Source organism: Candidatus Accumulibacter aalborgensis, from assembly GCF_900089955.1.
In the GTDB taxonomy this organism is placed as follows: Bacteria; Pseudomonadota; Gammaproteobacteria; order Burkholderiales; family Rhodocyclaceae; genus Accumulibacter; species Accumulibacter aalborgensis.
Map to the genome: position 1 here is coordinate 97,808 of NZ_FLQX01000094.1, position 20,996 is coordinate 118,803.

Sequence of the window (20,996 nt, forward strand, 5' to 3'; positions counted from 1 at the left end):
TCAGGGCTTCTTGCCAGGATCAGCGCGAACCATCTGAATCGTTCCCTCGGCATAGCGATGGGTGAACGGCGTGCTCGATTCCACACCCTCGGAATAGTCGAGAATGCGGTAGCCTGGAAAGCCCCGTTCGCGCTGCAGTTGAAGCGCTCGCCGGCGAAGAATCAGCCCTGACTCGCCGTCACCGCCAGTGCGAAAACTCTTGGCACGCATGGACAGGAGGTAGGTGTCATTGTTGACCATCCTCTCCTCGATGGTCCAGTTGGGGGCCAGCGGATCGTAGATGGCGTAGGCAGCGACCACCGCGGCAGCGGCCATCCCCAGGTTGACTGCCGGGCCGGCATACTCGCTGGCTGCATAGCCTACTGCGCCGACCAGAGCGACAACCCTGGTGGGCTCCACGCTGACCGTCGGGTTCGGCGACTGGGTATAGGAATAATCTGCCGGGCTCACGTCGGCGCGCGGCGGTGCTTGCCAATTGACGCTGCCACAGGCAGCGAGCAACAACACCAGTGTGCAACCAGCAACAGTGCGCACGGCCATCCTGGTCGATCACAGATACTTGAAAAGACTCAGGCCGGTCACCTGGACAAAGGACTTCTGTGCCGCTTCAAGGGTCACCTGTTGCCTGGTGAAGTCCGAGAGGGCCTGCACGATATCCAGATCCTGGATATTGGACAAGCTCTGCTGGTACTGAACATCCAGCGAAGACGAGGTACTGCTCAGACTGTCCAGCTCGTTCAAACGCGCACCAACGGTCGACTGCACGCGGCTGACATTGGCCAATGCCTGGTCGAGATTGCCCAGGTGCCCCTGCAACTGGCTGGAGAAGTCTGTCGTTGACGTGCCCGAACCCAGCGGTGAACGCAGGAGGTCGATCAGCCCCTGCATAGTCTCAAAGACACTCTTGTTGGCACTCGGTTTGACCGTGAAGCTATCCCCGGCGGCGGGCGACCCCGTGATCACTACTTGCGCGCCAAAGTCGGTCGTCACCGGCGCCGCCGGTGGCTGCGTCGTGGTCAGCAGGGAAATGGCCTGTCCCGGCGTGAACGGCAGCACGGCGCTGACCGCCAGGGCGGGCAAGGCGGCACTGGGCGGCGGCGGGCTCGACACATCGAACAACTGGTAACTGCTCACCCCGGCAACAGACGAGAACTGGATCTGCAGCCCGAGATTGCTTGTCCCCTGCCAGGGAAAGGCGTTCACGGCACTTTGCCACTTCTGCGGATCAAGCACGGAACCGGCGTCAATCACCCCTGATCCCTGATTGGGGCTGCCTGAGCCATTGCCGGCGGCGCTGGTCGCAAAGCTGCCGTTTCCGTCGCGGATATTCATGAACAAATCGCTGCCGGCGACGTTGATCGCCATTTGCTGCGAAGAACTCACCTGCAGCAGCCGCTGGCCATCGTCACCAGAATAGCTGACTGACGAGGTGGTCGCCGGCGGGACCGCTGCGCTGCGTGCAAACGGCGACGTCGCGCCTTGGTAACCTGAAAACAGGTCGTCTCCGCCCGCGTCGCGGCCGTTGGCGATCCCCAGGACTTCTTCAAAGCGCGCCGCAAGCTCGGTGGCAATCGCCTGACGGTCGCTGTCCTGGAGGATTGTGTTGCCGGCCTGGACAACGCGGTCGCGGACACTCCGGAGCGATTCGGTGAGGGACGTGAGTTGGCTGTCGATCAGACTGAGCCGGTCGCTTGCGTTGCCCTGATTCTTTGCGTATTGATTCCCGACCGCCTTCGTTTGAGTGATGGTCAGGGAACGGGCGGCGGCAACAGGGTCATCCGCTGCGCTCAGCATCCGTCGGTTACTCGAAATCTGGTTCTGCAGTGTGGTCAGCAAATCCTGGTTGCGCTCTATGCTGCGCACACCCGCGTCATACATCTGATTGGTACTGATACGCATTTGATGCCCCTTAGGCCGCGACGATGGCGAGAATCGTGTCGAACAGACTGTTGCCGATCTGCAAGGCTTTGGCTGATGCTTGATAGGCCTGTTGATAGCTGAGCAAATTGGCTGCTTCCTCGTCGAGATTGACCGCCGAGAACGAGTCGAGACTCGATCTGGCCTGATCAAGGATGGACTTCTGCGCCTGCCCGCTGACCTGAATCTGGCGTGTTTTGCTGCCGGTGTCGCTGACCAACTGCGCATACGCATCCTGGAAGGACGTCGTTTGGCCGGACATGGTGTGCTGCGTCTGGAGCTGACCGAGGGCCAGCATGTTTCGTCCATCGGCAGTGCCCCCGGCATTGCGGGCAAGCGAAAACGTATCGCCATTGTTTGGCAGGCCGGCGATCGTGAAGCTGAATCCGGAGGGTGGCGTGCTGACCACCGAGCCAACCAGCGTGATGCTCGCGCCACTGGTGTAGGGCACGACATCGGTGGGCGCAGCGATGGTCACCGGCACACCGCCATTGATCGACACTTGCGCACCGACCGGAAAGTTCTGCAACCCGCCAGATTGATAGACCAGAGACATCGGTGCCGCTGCCACAGCCGCGGCATAGCCTGGTCCAGCACTGCCTGCCGAAACCGTCGCCGCACCGGTATTGGCCTTCGCTGCCGAGCTGATCATCGGTCCCGCAGCCGCGATCAGGCGAGGATCCGCGGCGACTACCGCATTGACCGAGATGTGTTGGGCAGCGTTACGGGTTGGCTGGACGAGATAGCTCGAACCAGCCACCAGTGGGGCTGATGCAGCCAGCGTAAACCCCTGCGGATCGAGCGCCAGCTTGGCATTGACCGCCGTCACGTCGCTGCCTGTCCACAGCATGTTGTCAGTCAGCCGAGTCAGCGTAACGGTTGTCCCATCGGAACTGATCTGGTAGTCACTGCGACCGAGATCGGTGTAGAAGTTGCCGCTGAACGGTGGCGGACTGACAAAGGTGGCGCTGAGCGTCGGGCTGGTAGCCGGGTTCCCGTGGTCCGCAATCACCGTTGGTTGGGCAAGTGAAAAGAAGTTTGGCGTAAAACTACTGAGTGCGGGAGGCGCGGGAAACGCCGCCGACTGGCCAAGAAGATCCTGACCGAGCGCGCTTTGCGCATTGAAGGTCAGCGCCAACGATGCGGCCTGGCGCCCCAGATCGTTGCTCGTCTGATCCAGCGACTCGCGGCGAAATGCCAGCAAACCGCCCAGACTGCCACCGCTGATCAGAGACTCCGGCATCTCCTGAATTCCCGCCGTGGTCTTCCGGCCAATGACCAGCCGAGAAGGATCAGCGGAAGACCGCGTGGTGGTCAGGTCGACCACCAGCGAGCCGACGACCAGTTGTTGACCGCTGCCGATGAGGACGTTGATACTGCCATCGCCATTCGTGCTGGTTGTGGTTTTGATCAGCTTGTTCAGATCGAGAAGCGCCTGGTCTCGAAGGTCACGCAAATCGTTGGCCGGCTGGCCGACAGAGGCCTCGGCGATGCCGATCTTCTGATTCAGCGCAGCAATCTGTTCAGCGCCGGAATTGATCCCGGCAACGGTGGCCGCGATCTGGCCGTTGACGTCAGCGTACATCTGCGCGAGCTGACCGCCCACTGACTGATATTGGGCGCTCAGCGTCTGCGCCGATGAGATCATCGCCTGGCGGCTCGACAACTGCCCGGGATCGGCAGCGACATCCTGAACACTCTGGAAGAAACCCTGCAGCGCCGGCGACACTCCGGTGGTCGGATCAGCCAGCAGATTGTCGATCTGCTTGACTTGCGCGTAGTAGCTGTCGAGTTCGCTCGCACTGCTCTGGGAACGGGTGACCTGGTTGGTCAGAAACTGGCTATAAACCCGCTCGATGGTCGCCACGTGGGTGCCCTGGCCAACAAAACCGGCACCGGTCTTCATTGCGTCATTGCTCGCCTGCACCGTCTGCTGTCGCGTATATCCGGCGGTCTTGGCATTGGCGATATTGTGCTGGGTGGTTTGCAGGCCGAGCTGAGCGGCCTGCAAACCACTGAGACTGCTACCGATCATTCCTGTGCTCATGGCGTGCGATCCTCGTTAATTCCGTCAACGGCCGTTGCGCCGAGATCTTAAGTGGCAGTGCGTTGATTCGGTCCAGCCGCGGCGATCGCCTGACGCAGCGTGCTGCTGCTGATGATCCGCGCCAGCTTGTCGGCGTACATCGGGTCAGTAGCATAGCCGGCCTGCTGCAGGGAACGAGCAAACTGCGTGCCATCCTGCTGGCCGAGGACCTCGGAAAAGCGTGGCTTGCTCTGCAGAAGCATGGCATAGTCGCGAAAGGCCTCGCCGTAGGACCCATAGGCGCGGAACGTTGCGCGTGTGGACTGCGCCACACCATTGACGAACTCGGTCGTTTGCACCTCGGCGGTCGGTCCCGACCAGTTGCGCCCGGCCTTGATGCCGAAGATATTGAAGCTTGGCGAACCATTGGCCATCGTGATCTCGTGCTTGCCCCAGCCACTCTCAAGCGCCGAGTGGGCGACCAGGAAATGCGCCGGCACGCCGGTCAGCGCAGCCGCCTCGACGGCATGTGGCCAGACGCGATCGACGAAGGCGCGCGCGCCTGGCGGGGACGACGCAGCGCTGGTCCCCACCTCGGCTGTCGTGCCGGCTTGCGTGACCGCCGGCGTCACGGGCGTCCGCCGGGCAGGTCCCGCCGCACGCGCAGCGGCGCTCGCGGCCTGCTGCGCAAGCAGCGACTGCTGGAGCGCGTCGAGTGGCGAACTCACCGCGGCACCTGTGTGAGTGGTCATCTGGCTCGCCAACTGCTTCTCGATCATTCCGGCGAAGCCCAGCGGCGCTTGCGCAGCCAGGTTCTGCGCCAACTGCTGGTCGCCAAGGGTGGTGAAGAAACGGCTCTGCTCGCTGCCCAGCAGGCCATCCGTCGGGGTCGCGTCACGCATGCTTTTCAGCATCAGGTGCAGCAGCAGGCCCTCGAACTGTTGCGCCGTCTGCTTCAGCCCGGCTTGCGGGTCGTCTCTGAGCCTGGCGCGCAGATCCGCACCCGCGGCCGGGTCGATGGCGAGACGATTGGTGACGGCGTCTGTGGGTTTCATGCGCTGCTTCCTGCTTCTGGTTGACCGGCGGATCAGATGATTTCAAGCTCTGCGCGCAAAGCACCGGCGGCTTTCATCGACTGCAGGATGGAGAGCAGATCCTGCGGCCCGGCACCGAGCGCGTTGATCGCTTTCACCACGTCGGAGAGATTGACGCCAGCCTTCAACTGGATCAGAGAGGCCCCACCCTGTTTGATATCGATCTCGCTCTGCGTCGTGGTCACCGTTTGTCCGCCGGCCAGCGCATTGGGCTGGCTGACTTTCTGCTCGGTATTGATGACCACCGATAGACTGCCATGCGCGACCGCGCAGGACTCGATGGTCACCGTCTGATTCATGACCACCGAACCGGTACGCGGATTGATGATGACTTTGGCGGCTGTCTTGACCGGACGCACATCGAGATTCTCGAGCCTCCCCAGGAAAGCCACCCGGCTACTGGGATCCTCGGGGGCGATGACGCGAATGAGCCTGCCGTCAACGGCCTGCGCCGTGCCTGGGCCAACCTCGCGATTGATCACCTCGACCACGCGCTGGGTCGTGCCGAAGTCGGTGTTCCCCATCTCGTAATGAATGAACGGGCCCTGCCCCAGCGCCGTCGGCACCTCACGCTCAACGGTCGCCCCACCGATCACCCGACCAGCGGAAAGGTGGTTGATGGCCACCTTGCTGCCGGCCGCCGATGCTCCGGCACCACCGACCAGCAGGCTGCCCTGCGCCTGAGCGTAAATCTGGCCATCGGCGCCTTTCATCGGCGTCATCACCAAGGTACCACCACGCAGGCTCTTGGCATTGCCCATCGACGATACGGTGACGTCTATCTGCTGCCCGATTCGAGAGAAGGGCGGCAAACTGGCAGTGACCATCACGGCAGCCACATTCTTGAGCTGCAACGACTGGGTCGTCGCCAGCGTGGTGCCGAGTTGGGCGAGCATATTGATGATGCTCTGCGTGGTAAAAGGCGTCTGCGTCGTCTGGTCACCGGTCCCATCGAGACCGAAAACAAGGCCGTAGCCGACGAGCTGGTTGTTGCGAACCCCCTGCACGGACGCCAGATCCTTGATCCGTTCGGCCGCAGCCGAAAAGCTCAGCAGCGCGAGAATCAGCCCGGCGAGGACTGCCGTCCAGGGGAGAACCCTGCTCGCTTGACTACCGATGGTCGGGGACATCCACGGACCTCCTCAGAATGGCAGTACACTAAGGAAGAACCGTGCCAACCAGCCCATGATCTGCGCTTCACTGATGGCACCACTTTCCTTGTATTCGATACGCGCATCAGCGATCTGTGATGACGCAACGGTATTAGCCGCGTTGATGAAATAAGGATTGACCACGCCTGACAGACGAATGTATTCCTGTCCATGACCAATTGCCACCTGCTTCTCGCCGGAGACGAGCAGGTTGCCGTTCGGCAGCACCTCGATCACGGTCACCGTGATGGTGCCGGTAAAGACATTGTTGGCCGCCGCATCGCCCTTGCCAGCAGCGACGTTGCTGCTGCTGCCTTTCAGCTCGGTGAGCGTCTTGCCGGGTAGATTGAGGTTGGGCCCCAGCGAAGCGTTGAGGCTACCGGTCTTGCTGACGTTGGCATTCGACTTGGTCGCCGCTGATGTATTTTCGGTAATCGTCACCGTGATGGTATCGCCGACATAACGAGCCCGCCGATCTTCGTACAACGTTCGCGAAGCCCCTGCCTGGTAGATAGTGCCCGTCGCTGCAAGGCTGGCAGCGAGCGCTTCCGGCCGGTGCATGGGACGCGCCGTCATCGGCTGATGCACGTTGGTCGGCGGTACGGTCGTGCAGCCAAGCACGAAAAGCAGCGCCGGCATGACCGGTAGCCACTTATTGACGATCGAGCCATGACTCATGATCAGTCCCTTACAATTGGGTCAAACGCGCCAGCATCTGGTCCGAGGTCGACACCACCTTGGCGTTCGCCTCGTAAGCACGTTGCGTCTGGATCATCAGTACCAGTTCCTGCGCGACGTTGACGTTTGACGCCTCGACATAGTTCTGCACCACGACCCCTGAGCCGTTCGTTCCCGGGGTATTGGGCGTCGCTGTGCCACTTGACGCTGTCTCCAGAAAGAGGTTTTCGCCGACGCTCTGCAGGCCGCCGTTGTTGACGAAGGTGGCGACTTGTATGGTCCCGACCTGTACCGGCGCCGTTACATTCGGCAGCGTGATGCTGACCACGCCATCCGGCGCCACGGTGACCGTCAAGGCTTGTGCGGCGATCGTGATCGCCGGCTGCAAGGGATAGCCATTGGCGGTGACTATCTGCCCCTGATTGTCCTTCTGAAATGAGCCATCACGTGTATAGGCGGTCGTCCCATCTGGCAGCAGCACCTGGAAAAAACCCGCTCCGTCAATCGCCATATCGAGACTGTTGCCGGTTTGCTGCAATGAGCCCTGCGTGAAAATACGCCCGGTGGACACCGGTGTCACTCCTAAACCGATCTGCAGACCATCGGGAATCTGGGTCGTCAGTGACGACTGTGCTCCAGGCTGACGCAGCGTCTGGTAGAGGAGGTCGGCGAAAATGCCGCGCGCCTGTTTGAAGCCGTTGGTGCTCACGTTGGCCAGATTGTTGGCAATGATGTCGATCTGCACCTGTTGCGCAGTGAGGCCCGTACTGGCGGTCCATAGCGAGGTGATCATTCGGTTGTCGTCTCCATTAGCCGTTCATCGTGAGAATCTTGGTGGCCGCAGTCGCATTGGCATCGGCCGTCTGCAACATCTTGATCTGCATCTCGAACTGACGCGCCAGGCTGATCATTCTGACCATCGCATCGACCGAGTTGACGTTGCTGCCCTCAAGCGCCTCGGGGACAATCTTCACATTGTCGTCGACCGCTGCCGGAACCCCGTTACGAGTCCGAAACAAGCCGTCATCGCCGCGGACCAGATCATTTTCCGGTGGATTGACCAGCTTGATGCGGCCCACCACGTTGACGTTATTGATCGCCCCGGCACCCAGACGCGGAATGCTCGATACCGTCCCGTCGGTGGCAATGGCAATGTTGTTGTCCGGCGGCAGCGCGATCGGCCCGCCCTCGCCGAGCACATTGAAGCCGCTACTGGTCTGCAGCACGCCATTGACATCGGTCTTGAGGTTGCCGGCACGGCTGTACGCCTCGCGACCGTCGGCGCCCTCCACGGCAATCCAGCCGACGCCCCGGAGCGCGACGTCGAGCGGCCGACCGGTGGTCATCACCGGCCCCTGTTCAAAGTCGTTGGCCACCGAAGCGTCGACCGCGAAAGCACGTGTCGGCGCACCCTCGCCAAGAACCTGCACAGCGCGGGAGCGGTTCTCCAGGGCGCGATAGCCAGTCGTCGTGGCATTGGCCAGATTCTGCGCGACGCTCGCCTGCTGCACGAAAACCTGCTTGGCGCCAGTCATTGCGGTGTAGATCAGATGATCCATAGGCCCCCCGCGCGATTCAGTTCAGCGCCTTAGCGCAAATTCAACAGCGTCTGCAAGATCGCATCCTGCGTCTTGATCGTCTGCGCGCTGGCCTGATAACTGCGCTGCGCAGTGATCATGGCGACCAGTTGCTTGGTCAGATCGACGTTCGATTCCTCAACCGAAGCCGACTGGAGAAGTCCGCGGCCTCCGGTTCCCGGCACACCGATCACTTCCGACCCTGACTCCGAGGTGAGACTCCACTGATTGTTACCGACATTCGCCAGACCATTCGGAGCCGCAAAAGTGGAGAGTAACACCTGCCCCAGTGTAAAGGCCGCGCCATTGCTGTAGCGCCCCTGAATGAGGCCATCGCTGCCAATACCGAGGGCAGCGAGGCTACCCGAGGTATATCCGTTCTGGTCAACGCTGTTGACCGTCGACGCACTACCGAACTGCGTTGTATCGGTGAAATTCAGGGTGGCCGTCCATGGTGTCGAGGCACCATTGGTCAACTTGTAGTCTTGAAGCTGGACCGTCGGTGATGAAGTCATCGTACCCGAGGAATCGAAAGTAATCGGCACGGGAGCGGGAAGGGTCCCTGCTGCCATGCTCGCATCGTCAAATTTGTCATCGAGTGTGGCGTACATATTCCACGTACCAGGGCTTACGAAAACGTAGTAAGTATTAAAAACATGAGAATTCCCCAACGAGTCGAAGACCGTCGCGGGAGATGCAAAATTGTACGATGTCGTCGGCGGCTGAACAGAGGGCAGCGGAGGGACTGCGGGGACTGGGGGAGGGGGAAAAGCCACTGACGGAACCGTGGCCCCGGAGTCGAGATTGAGGCCGATCGTGATGTTGCTTGTCGGCTTCGCCGGAAGCAGGCTGGAAGACAGCTTCAGATCGGTCAGCGTAGGCACCAGAGCGCCAACCTTGGGGTCGTAGTTATAGCCGGTCAGACGAAGGTTCTGGTCGTTGACCACATAACCGCTCTTGTCGGTTTTCATCTGACCATCGCGCGAGTAGGTGATCGTCCCACTGCCGCTGTTTCTCATGCGAAAGAAGCCGCCGCCATTGATCGCCAGGTCGAGCGGATTGCTGGTCGTCGTCAGATTACCCTGGGTGAATTGCGACCTGATCGCCGCCACGCCGACCCCACTACCAACCTGGGAAGCGCTGGACGTGCTCAACGAAGCCGCGTAGAGATCCGCAAAATCCGCCGTGGCGCTCTTGAATCCGACGGTACTCGAATTGGCCACATTGTTGCCGATTACATCCAGCGCGGTACCCGCAGCAGCCAGACCGCTTAACGCCTGTTGGAAACTCATACTTGTCCCCCTGTTCCTAGAGAATCTGTTGCACCTTGTCCAAACTTACTCTTCCGAGCTCGCCGAGGTCGAGCTGGAAGGTGGCCCCGTTCCTGACCAAAGCAGAAACCGTGCCAAGCTGCAAAGTGTCTGCGCTCACTTTTTCGGTGCCGCGCAGGGCGCTGACCGTGAAGCTGTAAGTCCCCGCAGGTACACCGACACCAGAATCGGTCTTGCCGTCCCACGTAAAGGTGAAGCTGCCTGCGTCGCGCGCACCGAGGTTCTGACTTTGCACCGTTTTGCCCGCAGCGTCGAGAATCTTCAGCATCACACTGTCGGCCGGCCCGGCGAGATTGACGCCACCTTCCGCTTCGCCACTGGCAAGAGCGAGTTTTGAACCCGCCACGAGAACATTCTTGCCGATCAAACCGGCCGCCTGCGTGGCCTGAGTCTCGTGGTAAGTGCTTAGCAGCGTCTCGAGGGTCGTATTGAGCTTCTCGATTCCGGTCGCGGTATTGATCTGGGCGATCTGCGTGGTAACCGCCGAGTTGTCCAGCGGGTTGAGGGGGTCCTGATTCTGTAGCTGCGTCACCAGCAGCTTGAGGAAACGATCCTGTACCGCGGCCCCGCTCGTCGAGGTCGAATCAGTCGATTTGGCCCTGGACTGGGCGTTGAGCGAGGCAAAGACATCGCTCGCTGAATTGCTTGATTGCACGGCTGCCATCTATTCCTCCTTGAGTGTTCGCTGGTTACTGGCCAAGCGTCAGCGTTTTGAGTAGCAATTGCTTGGCGGTGTTCATCACTTCGACGTTGGTCTGGTACGAGCGCGCCGCCGAGATCATGTTGGTCATTTCCTCAACGACGCTCACGTTGGGCATCGTGACGTAGCCTTTTTCATCAGCGGCAGGATTACGTGGCTCATAAACCATGCGCCCCGGACTGCCGTCCTGAACCACTTGCATGACCCGCACACCCTGCGCCGCAGCGCTGCCCATCGGCGTGGCCGCGAATACGACTTGTTTGGCACGATAAGGCTGGCCATCCGAGCCGACCACACTGTCGGCATTCGCCAGGTTGCTGGCTACCGCGTTCAGGCGGATCGACTGCGCCGTCATGGCGCTTCCGGCAATCTGAAAGGTATTGAAAATGCTCATGCTGATTACGGCTGAAGGGCTGCCAACTGGGTTTTGATCTGAAGCGTTAGGAAGGTCAGGCCGGCGTCGTAGTAAACAGCGTTTTCGGCGAACTGCGCCCGCTCAACATCCATCTCGACCGTATTGCCATCGGCACTGGGTTGCCCTGCCTGGCGATACATCAGGCGCACGGGGCCGGATCCCGCACTCCCCTGCAAATGGCCCGGAGACGTGCTGGCGAGTGCCAGCTTGCCGGCGCCGCGGCCGCCGACCGCACTGTGCAGCGCCGCGGTGAAATCGAAATCCTTCGCCTGATAGTGCGGCGTGTCGGCGTTGGCGATATTTCCCGCCAGCACCTGCTGCCGATTGGCGCGCAAGGTCAGTGCCTGCTTCTGGAAGAATAACGCATTGTCAAGCTTGCTGACCACGATGACCTCTTTTGGCGGTGTGATGTGACGTGGAACAACCTAAGCAATATTCATGCCATTATTACGGAACGAAGGCCGGCAAGGGTTTCGCCCTTGCTTTGCCGACGCGCCACACAGGCCATTGCCGGATTGCCGGCAAATCTTGCCGCTGACCGCGAAGGCTGTGGGTCAGTCAGTATTTTCGCTACCGCGCCAGAATCAGGCAGAATGGCGGCATGTCCATTCTTTACCTCATCGACCGCCCTGACCGCGTCTTGAAGCTCCTGTGCGGACTGTTGGCGGCCATCACGAGCGGGGTGTGCGCCGAGACATCCCTATCCAGCACGCTGGATCAATACCTGCGCACCCAGACCCAGGGGTTGCCGGGCCAGGTGAGTTACAGCGTCGGCCCGCTTGATCAACACGCTCAGCGCGCGCCATGCAGCGCGTTCGAGCCGTTCCTGCCGCCGGGCGGTCAGCTATGGGGAAGGACGACCGTCGGCATACGTTGCCTGGCGCCAAGCGCGTGGACGGTCTATGTGGCGGTGCAGGTCAAGGTCTCCGGAAGCTACCTGCTGACCGCACGACAACTGACTGCCGGCCAGATCGTCAGCGCCACCGACGTGCGCACGCAAAGCGGCGACCTCGGTGCTTTGCCGGCCAGCGTACTAACCGACCCGGCGCAAGCCGTGGGAAAGACGGTCAGGAATGGCGTCGCTGCCGGCCAGCCACTGCGCGGCGATCTATTGATCGCCCCGTGGGCGGTTCAGCAGGGGCAGAGCGTCAAGCTGCTCTCGTCGGGCACCGGCTTCACGGTCAGCAATGAGGGCAAGGCGCTGAACAACGCCACCGAAGGACAGATCGCCCAGGTCAGGACAGCCACCGGGCAGGTGGTCAGCGGCGTTGCCCGTGCCGGCGGCATCGTTGAGGTGACGTACTGACGCATTTCGTCCGCTGTGACGAAAAACTGCTAAAGTTCTACCGATGTTCGCCGATACTGGAATTGAGCACAACCGTTGAAGGGGCAGCACCATGAAGATCGACAGCACAACGAGCACGGCGACCACTGTCGGTGAGACGAGAAATCGTGGCACCATCAGCAAACCGACGGGCGGCAATGCCGCGGAAGTCCACCTGAGCGAGCTTGCCTCGCAGTTACAGGCGACCGCTGACCCAGCGACCTTCGACGCCAACCGGGTGACAGAAATCAAGCAGGCCATCGCGGACGGTCGCTTCACGATCAATACCGGCGCGATCGCCGACCGCCTGATCACCTCGGCCAGCGAGCTCGTCGGCTCTCAACGGCAGGCTTGAACGCTGGAACCTTGATGGCGGCGGCAACACTGGATTTCGTTCCCATCATCGAGGCAGAGCTTGCTGCGGTACGGCACTTCGTGGCCCTCCTGGGGCTGGAACAGGAGATGCTGATCACCGGTGAAGTCGGCACGCTGATCGCCCTGGTCGGTGAGAAGAATGGCCTTGCCTCCGAACTCACCGCCCTCGCGGCCCGGCGCAACGAGTCTCTCGCGGCAGCGGGGCTCACCCTGGACAGAGCTGGAATGGCCGCCTGGTTTGCTGCTCACCCCAAGGAGATCCATGCGCGCGCCATCTGGTCATCGCTGCTGTCGCTCGCCAGCCAGGCGCGCGAACTCAATCGATCGAATGGTGAGTTGATCCAGATTCGCATGCAACACAACGCGCTGGCCCTGGAAACTCTGCTCGGCACGAGCACCTCCCTCAGCCTGTATGGCCCGGACGGTCAAAGTACGCCTCCCAGCGGCCGCTGCATTACCGACAGCGCCTAGCTGGAACCCGTCTAGCGAGTTGATTGCTGCGGCGCAGCCTCTTTTGATGCCGGCGCTTCGCTGGTCTCGGCGGACTGCCCGCGAAGATTCAGCTCCGTTCCCTTCTCTGGAATCTGCGAGTCGATCAGGATCGTCACCCGACGATTGCGCGCCCGCCCATCAGCCAAGAGATTAGGCTCCACCGGCCGCGTATCGGCGTAGCCGATCGCCGTCAGGCGCTCGGCGGCGATGCCTGCGTCGGCAAACAGGCGCAAGACGGTCGTCGCACGCACTGCAGAAAGCTCCCAGTTCGAGGGGAACTGAACGCTCTTGATCGGAACGTTGTCGGTGTGCCCCTCAATGGTGATTGGAAAGTCAGTGGCGACGAGTACCTCGGCCACCGACTGCATGGCTGTGATCAACTGCGGCTGGAGCAAGGCCTGCCCCGGCGAAAAGAGGATGCTGTCATTGATTTCGATGGTCACACCGCGGCTGGTTTCAAGAATGCGAACCTTTCCCTGTGCGACCAGCGGCGCCATCACGTCGAGAATCGCCTTTGCGGCGTTGCGCATCTTCTCGCGCTGCTTGTGTTTGCTGGCCTCCTGCGTGTTGCTCTCGGTAAGCGTCGGTAATGGCACCGGCGGCGGCATGACCACGATGTTCTGTCCGCTGCTATTGACCGCAACGTTGCGAAAGGCGCTGACCATCGAATTGCTCAGTACGCGGTACTTTCCCTCATTGACCGAAGAAAGCGCGTACATCACGACGAAGAAGGCGAACAGCAGGGTGATGAAGTCAGCATAGGACACCAGCCAGCGATCGTGGTTCTCCGTTTCGTCTTCGCGTTTTCGACGTGTCATGAGTTACAAGAAATACCCTCGAAGGCGACTTTCAATGATCCGTGGATTATCGCCATTGGCGATTCCGACCAGCCCGTCGACAATCATCTCGCGCTGTACGATCAGGCGATTGATGTGTGTCTTGAGCTTGTTGGCCACCGGCAGGTAGACCAGATTGGCGAGGCCCACGCCATAGATCGTCGCGACGAAAGCAACCGCAATACCGGCACCAAGTTTGGAAGGATCCGAGAGATTCTCCATCACCTGTATCAATCCCATTACGGCGCCCAGGATGCCGATGGTTGGCGAATACCCGCCGGCAGCCTCCCAGACTCGTGCCGAAAGCTTCATTTCCTGTTCAAAGGTGCTGATCTCGACCTCTAGAACCTCTCGCAGCCGTTCTGGTTCTGCGCCGTCAACCAGCAGTTGCAGCCCTTTGCGCGTGAAGTCATCCTTGAGTTCGTTGACCACCGAGTCCAGGGCCAGCAAACCCTCTCGGCGCGACACCTGGCTCCAGCCAGAGATCTGCTGGATCAGTTGCTGATGATTGACCACGGGGGGATACCAAACCCATTTCACCATTCTGGCCCCGCGCAGGAAAGTCGCGTAGGGGCTCTGCAGCATGACCGCGCCAAGCGTACCTCCGACGACAATCAACATCGCCGTCGGTTGCGACAGCGATCCGACATGTCCTCCCTCGAGAATCTGACCACCAACGATAGCCACGAAGCCGATCAGCAGGCCCAGGATGCTCGTCCTATCCATGGACCTCGGCTTTCGTCGCCTTGCGCTCACCGCCGCCAAACAAGCGGGCACGTAATCGGATTACCGCCTGACTGTGCAACTGGCAAGCCCGCGATTCGGTCACCCCCATCACCGCTCCGACCTCGCGCAGATTGAGATCCTGCTCGTAGTAAAGCGCCATCAGCAGTCTTTCGCGCTCTGGCAGAGCCTCGATCGCCTCTACCAATGACTGACGTAGATGCTGATCCTGGAGAAGCTTCGCGGGATCGGCGTCACCGTCGATCAGATGATGTTCCAGGAAATCCTCACCACTTTCGGCAACCAGGTCCTCAAGGTAGACGAGCTGATGCCCGCGCGCGTCCTGGAGCATTTTCTGGTAGTCGCCAAGCGCCATACCGAGGCAATCGGCAAGTTCCCTTTCGCTCGGCGGACGGCCATTTTCCTGCTCGAGTCGAGCAATGGCGACCTCGATTCGCCGAAAATCACGACGCAAGCTGCGTGGCAACCAGTCGTTCTCGCGCAAACCATCGAGCATCGCACCACGCACCCGCTGCGCCGCGTAGGTTTCGAACTGAGCGCCCATTCCCGCTTCGAAACGGTTGCTCGCGTCGAGCAGACCAAGCATTCCGTTCTGTACCAGATCGTCGACCTGAACACTGGCTGGAAGGCGGGCCATGAGATGACAAGCGATTCGCTTCACCAGCGGCGCGAAGCGCTGGATCAGCTGATCCTTGTTGAGCTGACCAGCAGCGTTATACATTCATTCGTGTGCCGGAGGCTATCAGGCGTAGATCGCGACGGGATCTATGTGTTGGCTCAAGTGTAACAGTTGTTCTACGAAATGTTCGAGCCCCCCTCGATCATCGTCGACCGGTGGCCAATTCAGCAGATCATTGGCCATGGCATGAAACGCCTGTGCTGCCGGCGAATCCGGAAACAGACCATCCACAGGCTGACACAACCGGGAAGCCTGTCGCAACTGCTCATCGAAAGGCACATAGCCCGCGTATTCGAGGCGTGCAAGCCCGCGACTGCTGGTCACCCGGGCGATGTTGTCATGGATCGCCTGCGCCTCGCTGGCCAAACGTGCCCTGTTCACCAGAATGCGGAAATGCTTGCGCGAGTAACCCAGACTGACCTTCTTGATCAACGCGTAGGCGTCGGTGATGGCGGCGCCATTCGGCGAAACGACGACCACGGTCTCGTGGGCAGCCAGACCGAGCGGCGAGAAGCCGAGCGGATGATCAGGCGACGCGTCGACCAGAACAACGTCGGCTGGCCGGCCGATTTCCGTGATGCACTCGACCAGGCTCCGCTGCTGAGCAGCGTTTAACCTGGCAAGTTGCTGGACGATCCTGGCGGCCGGCAGAACACGGATCCCCGGCGCTACCGAGACGATTACTTCCGACGACGACTTTTCGCGATCGACGACCTGCTGCAGATCGTGGACGGCAGACGCCCCGTAGAACGCGGCGATGCTGTCGTCCGTGTTCTCGTCAACCACCAGCACTTCCCTCCCCTGGCGGGCCAGTGCAGCCGCCAGATTGGCTACCGACATGCTCTTGCCCACTCCCACGCGGCCAGCGACAAAGGTCACGATACGGACCTGTCGAGTAGCGAAGAGGCGACGCAGACCAGCCGCCTGGTCTCCCCGAAACTCAGCCACACTAGCCTCCTGCAGACAACATACTGGCACCGGAGCTGGCCATCATCAAGCCGGGCTCGACGCCTGCCAGGCGATGCGGCGAAGTCTCGGGCACATCCTTGAACGCACGGTGCAGCAGATAGGGGCGATTGGGCAGATGCAGATCTTCCGGTACCCGCTGTCCATTGGAAACGTAGAACAGGCGCAAGCGGTGGCGGAGAATCACATCCAGCGATGAGGCCAGGCCTGCAGCCTCGTCGACCTTGGTGAGCACACAACCGGCGAGATGCAACCCGCTGTAGGCTCTGACGACATCATCCAGTGTGTCACCACGGCTGGTCGCCGACAGGAGCAGCAGGGACTTGACTTGACTGTCACCAAACATCGCCACCTGCTCACTCACCAGTCGATCCCGCTGGCTCATACCCATCGTGTCGATCAGCACCATGTGTTTGTGCTGCAGATCATTGAGCGTGGCGCGCAGATCGTCGGCATCCCTGGCCAGATGTACCGATACGCCAAGGATGCGGCCATAGATGCGCAGTTGTTCGTGCGCTCCGATCCGGTAACCGTCGGTGGTGACCAGGGCGAGCTTCCTGGCCCCGTGACGCAGCACGCAGCGCGCCGCAAGCTTGGCCGTCGTCGTCGTCTTGCCCACCCCGGTGGGTCCGACCAGCGCGTAGATGCCGCCACGGTCGACGATGTCGGTTTCGCTATTGATGGTCAACAAGCAACGGTCGGCACCACCCTTGACCCAGGCCAGCGCATTCCCGGTGTCGAGACCGCGAGGCAGATCAACCAGCAACTGGCGAGCAAACTGCGGCGAAAAGCCGGCGTCAAGCATCTGGCGCAGCATCTCCGTCTTCACCGGCTCGGCGCGCGCGGACTCCCCCCAGGCAAAGCCAGCCAGATGTTGTTCGACGATCCGGCGGAGCGTACGGATCTCCTCCATCATGGTCGCCGGAATGACTTCCGCCTCTGGCGTCGGCGCCTTCTGGGGGAGTGGCCGTGGCGCATCCAGCGACGGCAGCGCAGACACCGGCTGCGCGGACTGCAGCCCCGGCGCCTGGGTCGCTACGCGTACCTGCGGCCCGATGCCACGCCCTGGGCCGCTGTCGGTTGCCTGGCCAGCCGCGTAGCCGTAGTCCCCGTAGTCCTTTTTGCCCCGAGATGGCGCTTCACGTTCCGGAGTCGGCACGATCATCTCCATGTCTCGGGCGGCAACCGCCATGATCTCAACGCCTCCGGGAATGCCACGATTGGACAGAATGATGGCGTCCGGTCCCAGAGTCTCCCTGACCTTGCGCAAGGCGTCTCGCGCGGTCGCGGCGATGAATTTCCTGACGTTCATACCCTGCCCCCGATGATTGAGGTAACCTTGATGATCCTGCTCTCAGGTATTTCGCCATGGGCGAGTACCTTCAGTTGAGCAATGCTCCGCCGCAGAAAGCGGGACAACAGCGTGCGCAGGCTAGCGGGTACCAGGAGCACGGTGGGCAGCCCCCCTGCCTCCTGGCGCTGCGCCGCGGCAACGGCCTCGCGAACCAGCGTATCGGCAAGGCCCGGTTCGATGGCGGCACCATCGCCGCCGCCCGCCACCGCCTGCAGGAGAAGGCGCTCGAGCTGCGGGTCCAGCGACATCACCTGCATTTCAGCACCACCCGGGTAGAGATCCTGGACTATCGAACGACCCAGCGCAATGCGCACCTGTGCGGTCAGGAACTCCGGGTCCTGCGAGCGCGGCGCACTGTCCGCCAGGGTTTCGATGATCGTCCGCATGTCGCGAATCGGCACACCCTCTTCGAGCAGGCTGCGCAACACTTTCTGCAGAACACCGAGGGGCATGGCCTTGGGCACCACATCCTCGACCAGCTTGGGCATTTCCTTGGCCAGGTGGTCGAGCAATGCTTGCGTTTCCTGCCGCCCCAGAAGCTCCGCTGCGTGCGAGAGAATCAGGTGGTTGAGGTGTGTGGCGGTCACCGTACTGGCATCGACGACCGTATAACCATACGCCTGTGCCTGCTCCCGCAGCGCAGTCTCGATCCACACCGCCGGCAGACCAAAGGCGGGATCCTTGGTTGCCGTACCTGGCACCTGTCCCGCGACCCGGCCGGGGTTGATCGCCAGCAGGCTTCCTGGAAAGGCTTCTCCATTGCCGATTTCGACGCCCTTGAGGAGGATCTTGTAAGCGTTTGGCTTCAGTTCCAGATTATCGCGGATGTGAACGGGAGAGACCAGAAAACCCACCTCCTGAGCGAACTTCTTGCGCAAGCCACGGATACGGCGCAGCAACTCACCGTCCTGCCCCTTGTCAACCAAAGGGATAAGCCGATAGCCCACTTCGAGAGCGAGAACATCAAGAGGCGTCACATCCGCCCAAGTAGCCTCCTGTGTCTCCCGTGGCGCCACGGGTGCCGCGGCGACCAGCACCGGCGCGGCGGTCACCATGCGTTTCTCCATCCGCCAGGCCATGGCCGCCAGACCGCTGGCGAGCAGCAGGAAAACAAAATTCGGCATGCCGGGAATCAGGCCCAGCAAACCGATGATCGCCGCCGTCAGAAACAGAACGTTTGGCTTATTGAAGAGCTGGGCAACGAACTGCTGCGAAACATCCTGAGCATCCCCGACGCGCGTCACGACCATGCCCGCGGCAATTGAGATGATCAGGGCCGGGAGCTGGGCGACCAGGCCATCACCAATCGCCAGCAAGGTATAGGTTCTCGCCGCCGTGCCGATATCCATGTCGTGCTGCAGAACGCCGACGAAGAGGCCACCAATCACATTGATCAGCATGATCAGTATGCCGGCGACCGCGTCGCCGCGAACGAACTTGGAAGCACCGTCCATGGACCCGAAGAATCCCGCCTCCTCGGCGATCGTCGCACGGCGCTTGCGCGCGTCGTCCTCGCCGATCAATCCGGCATTGAGGTCGGCATCAATGGCCATCTGTTTGCCCGGCATTGCGTCGAGGGTGAAGCGCGCCGCCACTTCAGCCACCCGACCCGCACCCTTGGTGATGACCACAAAATTGATGACCACCAGAATCGTGAACACGATCAGTCCAATAACATAGTTTCCGCCGACCAGGAAGTGTCCGAATGCTTCGATGACCCGTCCTGCTGCACCCGGACCAGTATGCCCCTGGAGCAGAACGACGCGTGTCGAAGCAACGTTGAGTGACAGCCGCAGCAAAGTCGTGACCAGCAGCACCGTCGGAAAGACCGAGAAGTCAAGCGGCTTGATCACGCTCATGGCGACCAGCATGACAATCACCGAAATGGCAATATTGAAGGTGAAAAAAAGATCTAGGGCGAAAGCTGGCAGCGGCAGGACCATCATCGCCAGAATCAGCAGAATCAGTACCGGCCCGGCCATTTGCCGCTGGCCAAAGCGGACGAAGATATCCTGCAAAACCACGCTCGTGCTAGCCATTCACGACCTCCGGGACGAGTTCGCCGGGTACGGCAATGTCGCGCGGCGGCAGCGGATAACTGCCCCCGTTGTGACGCCAGCCGTTCAGTTGATAAACATAGGCCAACACCTCGGCGACGGCCGCGTACAGGGCAGCCGGAATGTCCTGATCGAGCTCGGCGTGGCGATAGAGCGCGCGTGCCAGAGGAGCCGCCTCAATCATCGGCACATCGCTCTCGGTGCCCAGTTGACGGATCTTGAGGGCCACCTCGCCCATCCCTTTGGCCAGAACCTTGGGCGCTCGCATCCCACTCCGATAGGCCAGGGCAATCGCGAAATGGGTCGGGTTGGTGACAATGACGTCGGCGGCAGGTACCGCTGCCATCATCCGCTTGCGAGCCGCCTCACGCTGCAACTGCCGAATGCGGCCCTTTATTTCCGGATTTCCTTCTAGTTCCTTGCCTTCCTGCTTGACTTCCTGACGACTCATCTTGAGCTTGTCGTGATATTGCCAGATCTGGAAAGGAACATCGACAGCGACGATCAGCAACATGGACGCAACGATCACGAAGAAGCTGAAACTGAGCAAATGACCGGCACTCGACAGGCCGACCTGGCTCGGTTGCGCGAACAGGGCGAGCAGGTCTTCCCGCTCGCGCCACAGGACCCAGACCGCAACGCCGCCGACCAGGAGGGCCTTGAATGCTGCTTTGACCAGTTCCACCAGACCGGTCACAGAAACCAGGCGAGCGAGGCCCTTTAGTGGATCCATGCGCGAGGCGTCAGGCAGCAGGGTCTTGGGGGAAAAATTCCAGCTACCGACAAAAAACGGCGAGAGCAGGGCAGCAACGACCAGTGCGACGCACAAAGGGGCGAAAGTCAAGCCCGCATCAAGCGAAATATCGGCCAGGCGAAGCAGCATCAACTGCGGTTCACGCGTCAATTCCTGATCGAAAACGAGACCGCGCCGGAAAATTGCTGCCCCCCGCTGCACCATCCAGGGACCGAGAAACCAGAACGCCGCCGCAGCAACGATCAGAATCAGGAAAGCGCCGACCTCACGCGAACGAGGAACCTGCCCCTCCTCGCGCGCCTGTTCCAGGCGTCGACCTGACGCCGGTTCGGTTCGTTCGAGATCGCTTTCCTCAGCCATGTCGCGCTTCCAGTGTAGGCTACGCCATTATAGAAAAAAACCATAATAAATAGAGATGTATGCCGTTTTATTTAGACCATTTCTCGGATAGTTGCGCGAAAGCAACATCTGTCGCGCTGACACCAAAAAATTCAGGGGGCCGCAGCCCCCTGAACAGCTTCCGGCC

Annotated in this window: 22 protein-coding genes; 3 read left to right on the forward strand and 19 right to left on the reverse strand. The window is 61.0% G+C overall.

What is annotated here, in order from left to right:
- The 12 genes from ACCAA_RS05970 to flgB are packed head-to-tail and all read right to left on the reverse strand — an operon-like array spanning position 1 to position 11,275.
- Positions 1-534: a hypothetical protein gene (locus ACCAA_RS05970; protein ID WP_186406306.1), complete on the reverse strand. Its 534-nt coding sequence runs from the start codon at positions 532-534 to the stop codon at positions 1-3.
- A gap of 15 nt (positions 535-549) precedes the next feature.
- Positions 550-1,899 carry a flagellar hook-associated protein FlgL gene (flgL, locus tag ACCAA_RS05975; RefSeq protein ID WP_186406307.1) on the reverse strand — a complete coding sequence of 450 codons (1,350 nt, stop codon included), beginning with the start codon at positions 1,897-1,899 and terminating at the stop codon, positions 550-552.
- Between the two features lie 10 nt (positions 1,900-1,909).
- Entirely contained in the window at positions 1,910-3,964 is a 2,055-nt protein-coding gene (flgK, locus tag ACCAA_RS05980) for a flagellar hook-associated protein FlgK (protein WP_186406308.1), read from the reverse strand.
- Between the two features lie 47 nt (positions 3,965-4,011).
- The gene (gene flgJ, locus ACCAA_RS05985; protein WP_186406309.1) at positions 4,012-4,998 is read right to left on the reverse strand and encodes a flagellar assembly peptidoglycan hydrolase FlgJ; all 987 of its coding nucleotides are present in this window, start codon (positions 4,996-4,998) and stop codon (positions 4,012-4,014) included.
- Between the two features lie 32 nt (positions 4,999-5,030).
- Positions 5,031-6,167: a flagellar basal body P-ring protein FlgI gene (locus ACCAA_RS05990; RefSeq protein ID WP_186406310.1), complete on the reverse strand. Its 1,137-nt coding sequence runs from the start codon at positions 6,165-6,167 to the stop codon at positions 5,031-5,033.
- A gap of 12 nt (positions 6,168-6,179) precedes the next feature.
- On the reverse strand, positions 6,180-6,827 hold the full coding sequence (locus tag ACCAA_RS05995) for a flagellar basal body L-ring protein FlgH (protein ID WP_245754463.1): 648 nt from the start codon (positions 6,825-6,827) through the stop codon (positions 6,180-6,182).
- 49 nt (positions 6,828-6,876) lie between these two features.
- Positions 6,877-7,659 (reverse strand): flagellar basal-body rod protein FlgG, encoded by a 783-nt coding sequence (gene flgG, locus ACCAA_RS06000; protein WP_186406312.1) that lies wholly within the window; start codon positions 7,657-7,659, stop codon positions 6,877-6,879.
- A 16-nt stretch (positions 7,660-7,675) separates the two neighbouring features.
- A complete protein-coding gene (locus ACCAA_RS06005; protein ID WP_186406313.1) occupies positions 7,676-8,425 on the reverse strand; it encodes a flagellar basal body rod protein FlgF in 750 nt (249 codons plus the stop codon).
- 29 nt (positions 8,426-8,454) lie between these two features.
- Positions 8,455-9,735 carry a flagellar hook protein FlgE gene (gene flgE, locus ACCAA_RS06010; RefSeq protein ID WP_186406314.1) on the reverse strand — a complete coding sequence of 427 codons (1,281 nt, stop codon included), beginning with the start codon at positions 9,733-9,735 and terminating at the stop codon, positions 8,455-8,457.
- A 16-nt stretch (positions 9,736-9,751) separates the two neighbouring features.
- Entirely contained in the window at positions 9,752-10,438 is a 687-nt protein-coding gene (locus tag ACCAA_RS06015) for a flagellar hook assembly protein FlgD (RefSeq protein WP_186406315.1), read from the reverse strand.
- A gap of 25 nt (positions 10,439-10,463) precedes the next feature.
- The gene (gene flgC / locus ACCAA_RS06020; RefSeq protein WP_186406316.1) at positions 10,464-10,868 is read right to left on the reverse strand and encodes a flagellar basal body rod protein FlgC; all 405 of its coding nucleotides are present in this window, start codon (positions 10,866-10,868) and stop codon (positions 10,464-10,466) included.
- A gap of 5 nt (positions 10,869-10,873) precedes the next feature.
- Complete coding sequence (gene flgB / locus ACCAA_RS06025) at positions 10,874-11,275, reverse strand: flagellar basal body rod protein FlgB (RefSeq protein ID WP_186406317.1); 402 nt, start codon at positions 11,273-11,275, stop codon at positions 10,874-10,876.
- 215 nt (positions 11,276-11,490) lie between these two features.
- On the opposite strand from flgB, the gene flgA reads away from it, so the two are divergent.
- The 3 genes from flgA (at position 11,491) to ACCAA_RS06040 (ending at position 13,059) form a co-directional block, all read left to right on the forward strand.
- The gene (gene flgA / locus ACCAA_RS06030; RefSeq protein WP_186406318.1) at positions 11,491-12,195 is read left to right on the forward strand and encodes a flagellar basal body P-ring formation chaperone FlgA; all 705 of its coding nucleotides are present in this window, start codon (positions 11,491-11,493) and stop codon (positions 12,193-12,195) included.
- 91 nt (positions 12,196-12,286) lie between these two features.
- Positions 12,287-12,568, forward strand: coding sequence for a flagellar biosynthesis anti-sigma factor FlgM (gene flgM, locus ACCAA_RS06035; RefSeq protein WP_186406319.1), 282 nt, complete (start codon positions 12,287-12,289; stop codon positions 12,566-12,568).
- A gap of 14 nt (positions 12,569-12,582) precedes the next feature.
- Complete coding sequence (locus tag ACCAA_RS06040) at positions 12,583-13,059, forward strand: flagella synthesis protein FlgN (protein ID WP_186406320.1); 477 nt, start codon at positions 12,583-12,585, stop codon at positions 13,057-13,059.
- Between the two features lie 11 nt (positions 13,060-13,070).
- Here ACCAA_RS06040 and motD read toward each other — a convergent pair whose 3' ends face one another.
- From motD to flhB, 7 genes are read right to left on the reverse strand one after another with little or no spacing between them, the layout of a single operon-like run.
- On the reverse strand, positions 13,071-13,898 hold the full coding sequence (gene motD, locus ACCAA_RS06045) for a flagellar motor protein MotD (protein ID WP_186406321.1): 828 nt from the start codon (positions 13,896-13,898) through the stop codon (positions 13,071-13,073).
- Positions 13,899-13,901: 3 nt separating this feature from the next.
- Complete coding sequence (locus tag ACCAA_RS06050; protein WP_186406322.1) at positions 13,902-14,642, reverse strand: flagellar motor protein; 741 nt, start codon at positions 14,640-14,642, stop codon at positions 13,902-13,904.
- Positions 14,635-15,381, reverse strand: coding sequence for an RNA polymerase sigma factor FliA (locus tag ACCAA_RS06055; protein WP_186406323.1), 747 nt, complete (start codon positions 15,379-15,381; stop codon positions 14,635-14,637). Before ACCAA_RS06055 ends, ACCAA_RS06050 begins: the two co-directional genes overlap by 8 nt.
- A 21-nt stretch (positions 15,382-15,402) precedes the next feature.
- A complete protein-coding gene (locus ACCAA_RS06060; RefSeq protein WP_186406324.1) occupies positions 15,403-16,287 on the reverse strand; it encodes a MinD/ParA family ATP-binding protein in 885 nt (294 codons plus the stop codon).
- Position 16,288: 1 nt separating this feature from the next.
- The gene (flhF, locus tag ACCAA_RS06065) at positions 16,289-17,617 is read right to left on the reverse strand and encodes a flagellar biosynthesis GTPase FlhF (protein ID WP_186406325.1); all 1,329 of its coding nucleotides are present in this window, start codon (positions 17,615-17,617) and stop codon (positions 16,289-16,291) included.
- Positions 17,614-19,698: a flagellar biosynthesis protein FlhA gene (gene flhA, locus ACCAA_RS06070; protein ID WP_186406326.1), complete on the reverse strand. Its 2,085-nt coding sequence runs from the start codon at positions 19,696-19,698 to the stop codon at positions 17,614-17,616. The genes flhF and flhA overlap by 4 nt, the downstream gene beginning before the upstream one ends.
- Entirely contained in the window at positions 19,691-20,830 is a 1,140-nt protein-coding gene (flhB, locus tag ACCAA_RS06075) for a flagellar biosynthesis protein FlhB (RefSeq protein WP_186406327.1), read from the reverse strand. Before flhB ends, flhA begins: the two co-directional genes overlap by 8 nt.
- Positions 20,831-20,996: the final 166 nt, after the last annotated feature.

Coding starts and splice junctions, on each gene's coding strand:
- ACCAA_RS06005 (WP_186406313.1), bottom strand. CDS start 8,425: ATGGATCATCTGATCTACACCGCAATGACTGGCGCCAAGCAGGTTTTC.
- motD (WP_186406321.1), bottom strand. CDS start 13,898: ATGACACGTCGAAAACGCGAAGACGAAACGGAGAACCACGATCGCTGG.
- flgA (WP_186406318.1), top strand. CDS start 11,491: ATGTCCATTCTTTACCTCATCGACCGCCCTGACCGCGTCTTGAAGCTC.
- ACCAA_RS06040 (WP_186406320.1), top strand. CDS start 12,583: ATGGCGGCGGCAACACTGGATTTCGTTCCCATCATCGAGGCAGAGCTT.
- flgM (WP_186406319.1), top strand. CDS start 12,287: ATGAAGATCGACAGCACAACGAGCACGGCGACCACTGTCGGTGAGACG.
- ACCAA_RS05990 (WP_186406310.1), bottom strand. CDS start 6,167: ATGTCCCCGACCATCGGTAGTCAAGCGAGCAGGGTTCTCCCCTGGACG.
- flgJ (WP_186406309.1), bottom strand. CDS start 4,998: ATGAAACCCACAGACGCCGTCACCAATCGTCTCGCCATCGACCCGGCC.
- flhA (WP_186406326.1), bottom strand. CDS start 19,698: ATGGCTAGCACGAGCGTGGTTTTGCAGGATATCTTCGTCCGCTTTGGC.
- flgG (WP_186406312.1), bottom strand. CDS start 7,659: ATGATCACCTCGCTATGGACCGCCAGTACGGGCCTCACTGCGCAACAG.
- ACCAA_RS05995 (WP_245754463.1), bottom strand. CDS start 6,827: ATGCCGGCGCTGCTTTTCGTGCTTGGCTGCACGACCGTACCGCCGACC.
- flgE (WP_186406314.1), bottom strand. CDS start 9,735: ATGAGTTTCCAACAGGCGTTAAGCGGTCTGGCTGCTGCGGGTACCGCG.
- ACCAA_RS06055 (WP_186406323.1), bottom strand. CDS start 15,381: ATGTATAACGCTGCTGGTCAGCTCAACAAGGATCAGCTGATCCAGCGC.
- flhB (WP_186406327.1), bottom strand. CDS start 20,830: ATGGCTGAGGAAAGCGATCTCGAACGAACCGAACCGGCGTCAGGTCGA.
- flhF (WP_186406325.1), bottom strand. CDS start 17,617: ATGAACGTCAGGAAATTCATCGCCGCGACCGCGCGAGACGCCTTGCGC.
- ACCAA_RS06015 (WP_186406315.1), bottom strand. CDS start 10,438: ATGGCAGCCGTGCAATCAAGCAATTCAGCGAGCGATGTCTTTGCCTCG.
- flgK (WP_186406308.1), bottom strand. CDS start 3,964: ATGAGCACAGGAATGATCGGTAGCAGTCTCAGTGGTTTGCAGGCCGCT.
- flgL (WP_186406307.1), bottom strand. CDS start 1,899: ATGCGTATCAGTACCAATCAGATGTATGACGCGGGTGTGCGCAGCATA.
- ACCAA_RS06050 (WP_186406322.1), bottom strand. CDS start 14,642: ATGGATAGGACGAGCATCCTGGGCCTGCTGATCGGCTTCGTGGCTATC.
- flgC (WP_186406316.1), bottom strand. CDS start 10,868: ATGAGCATTTTCAATACCTTTCAGATTGCCGGAAGCGCCATGACGGCG.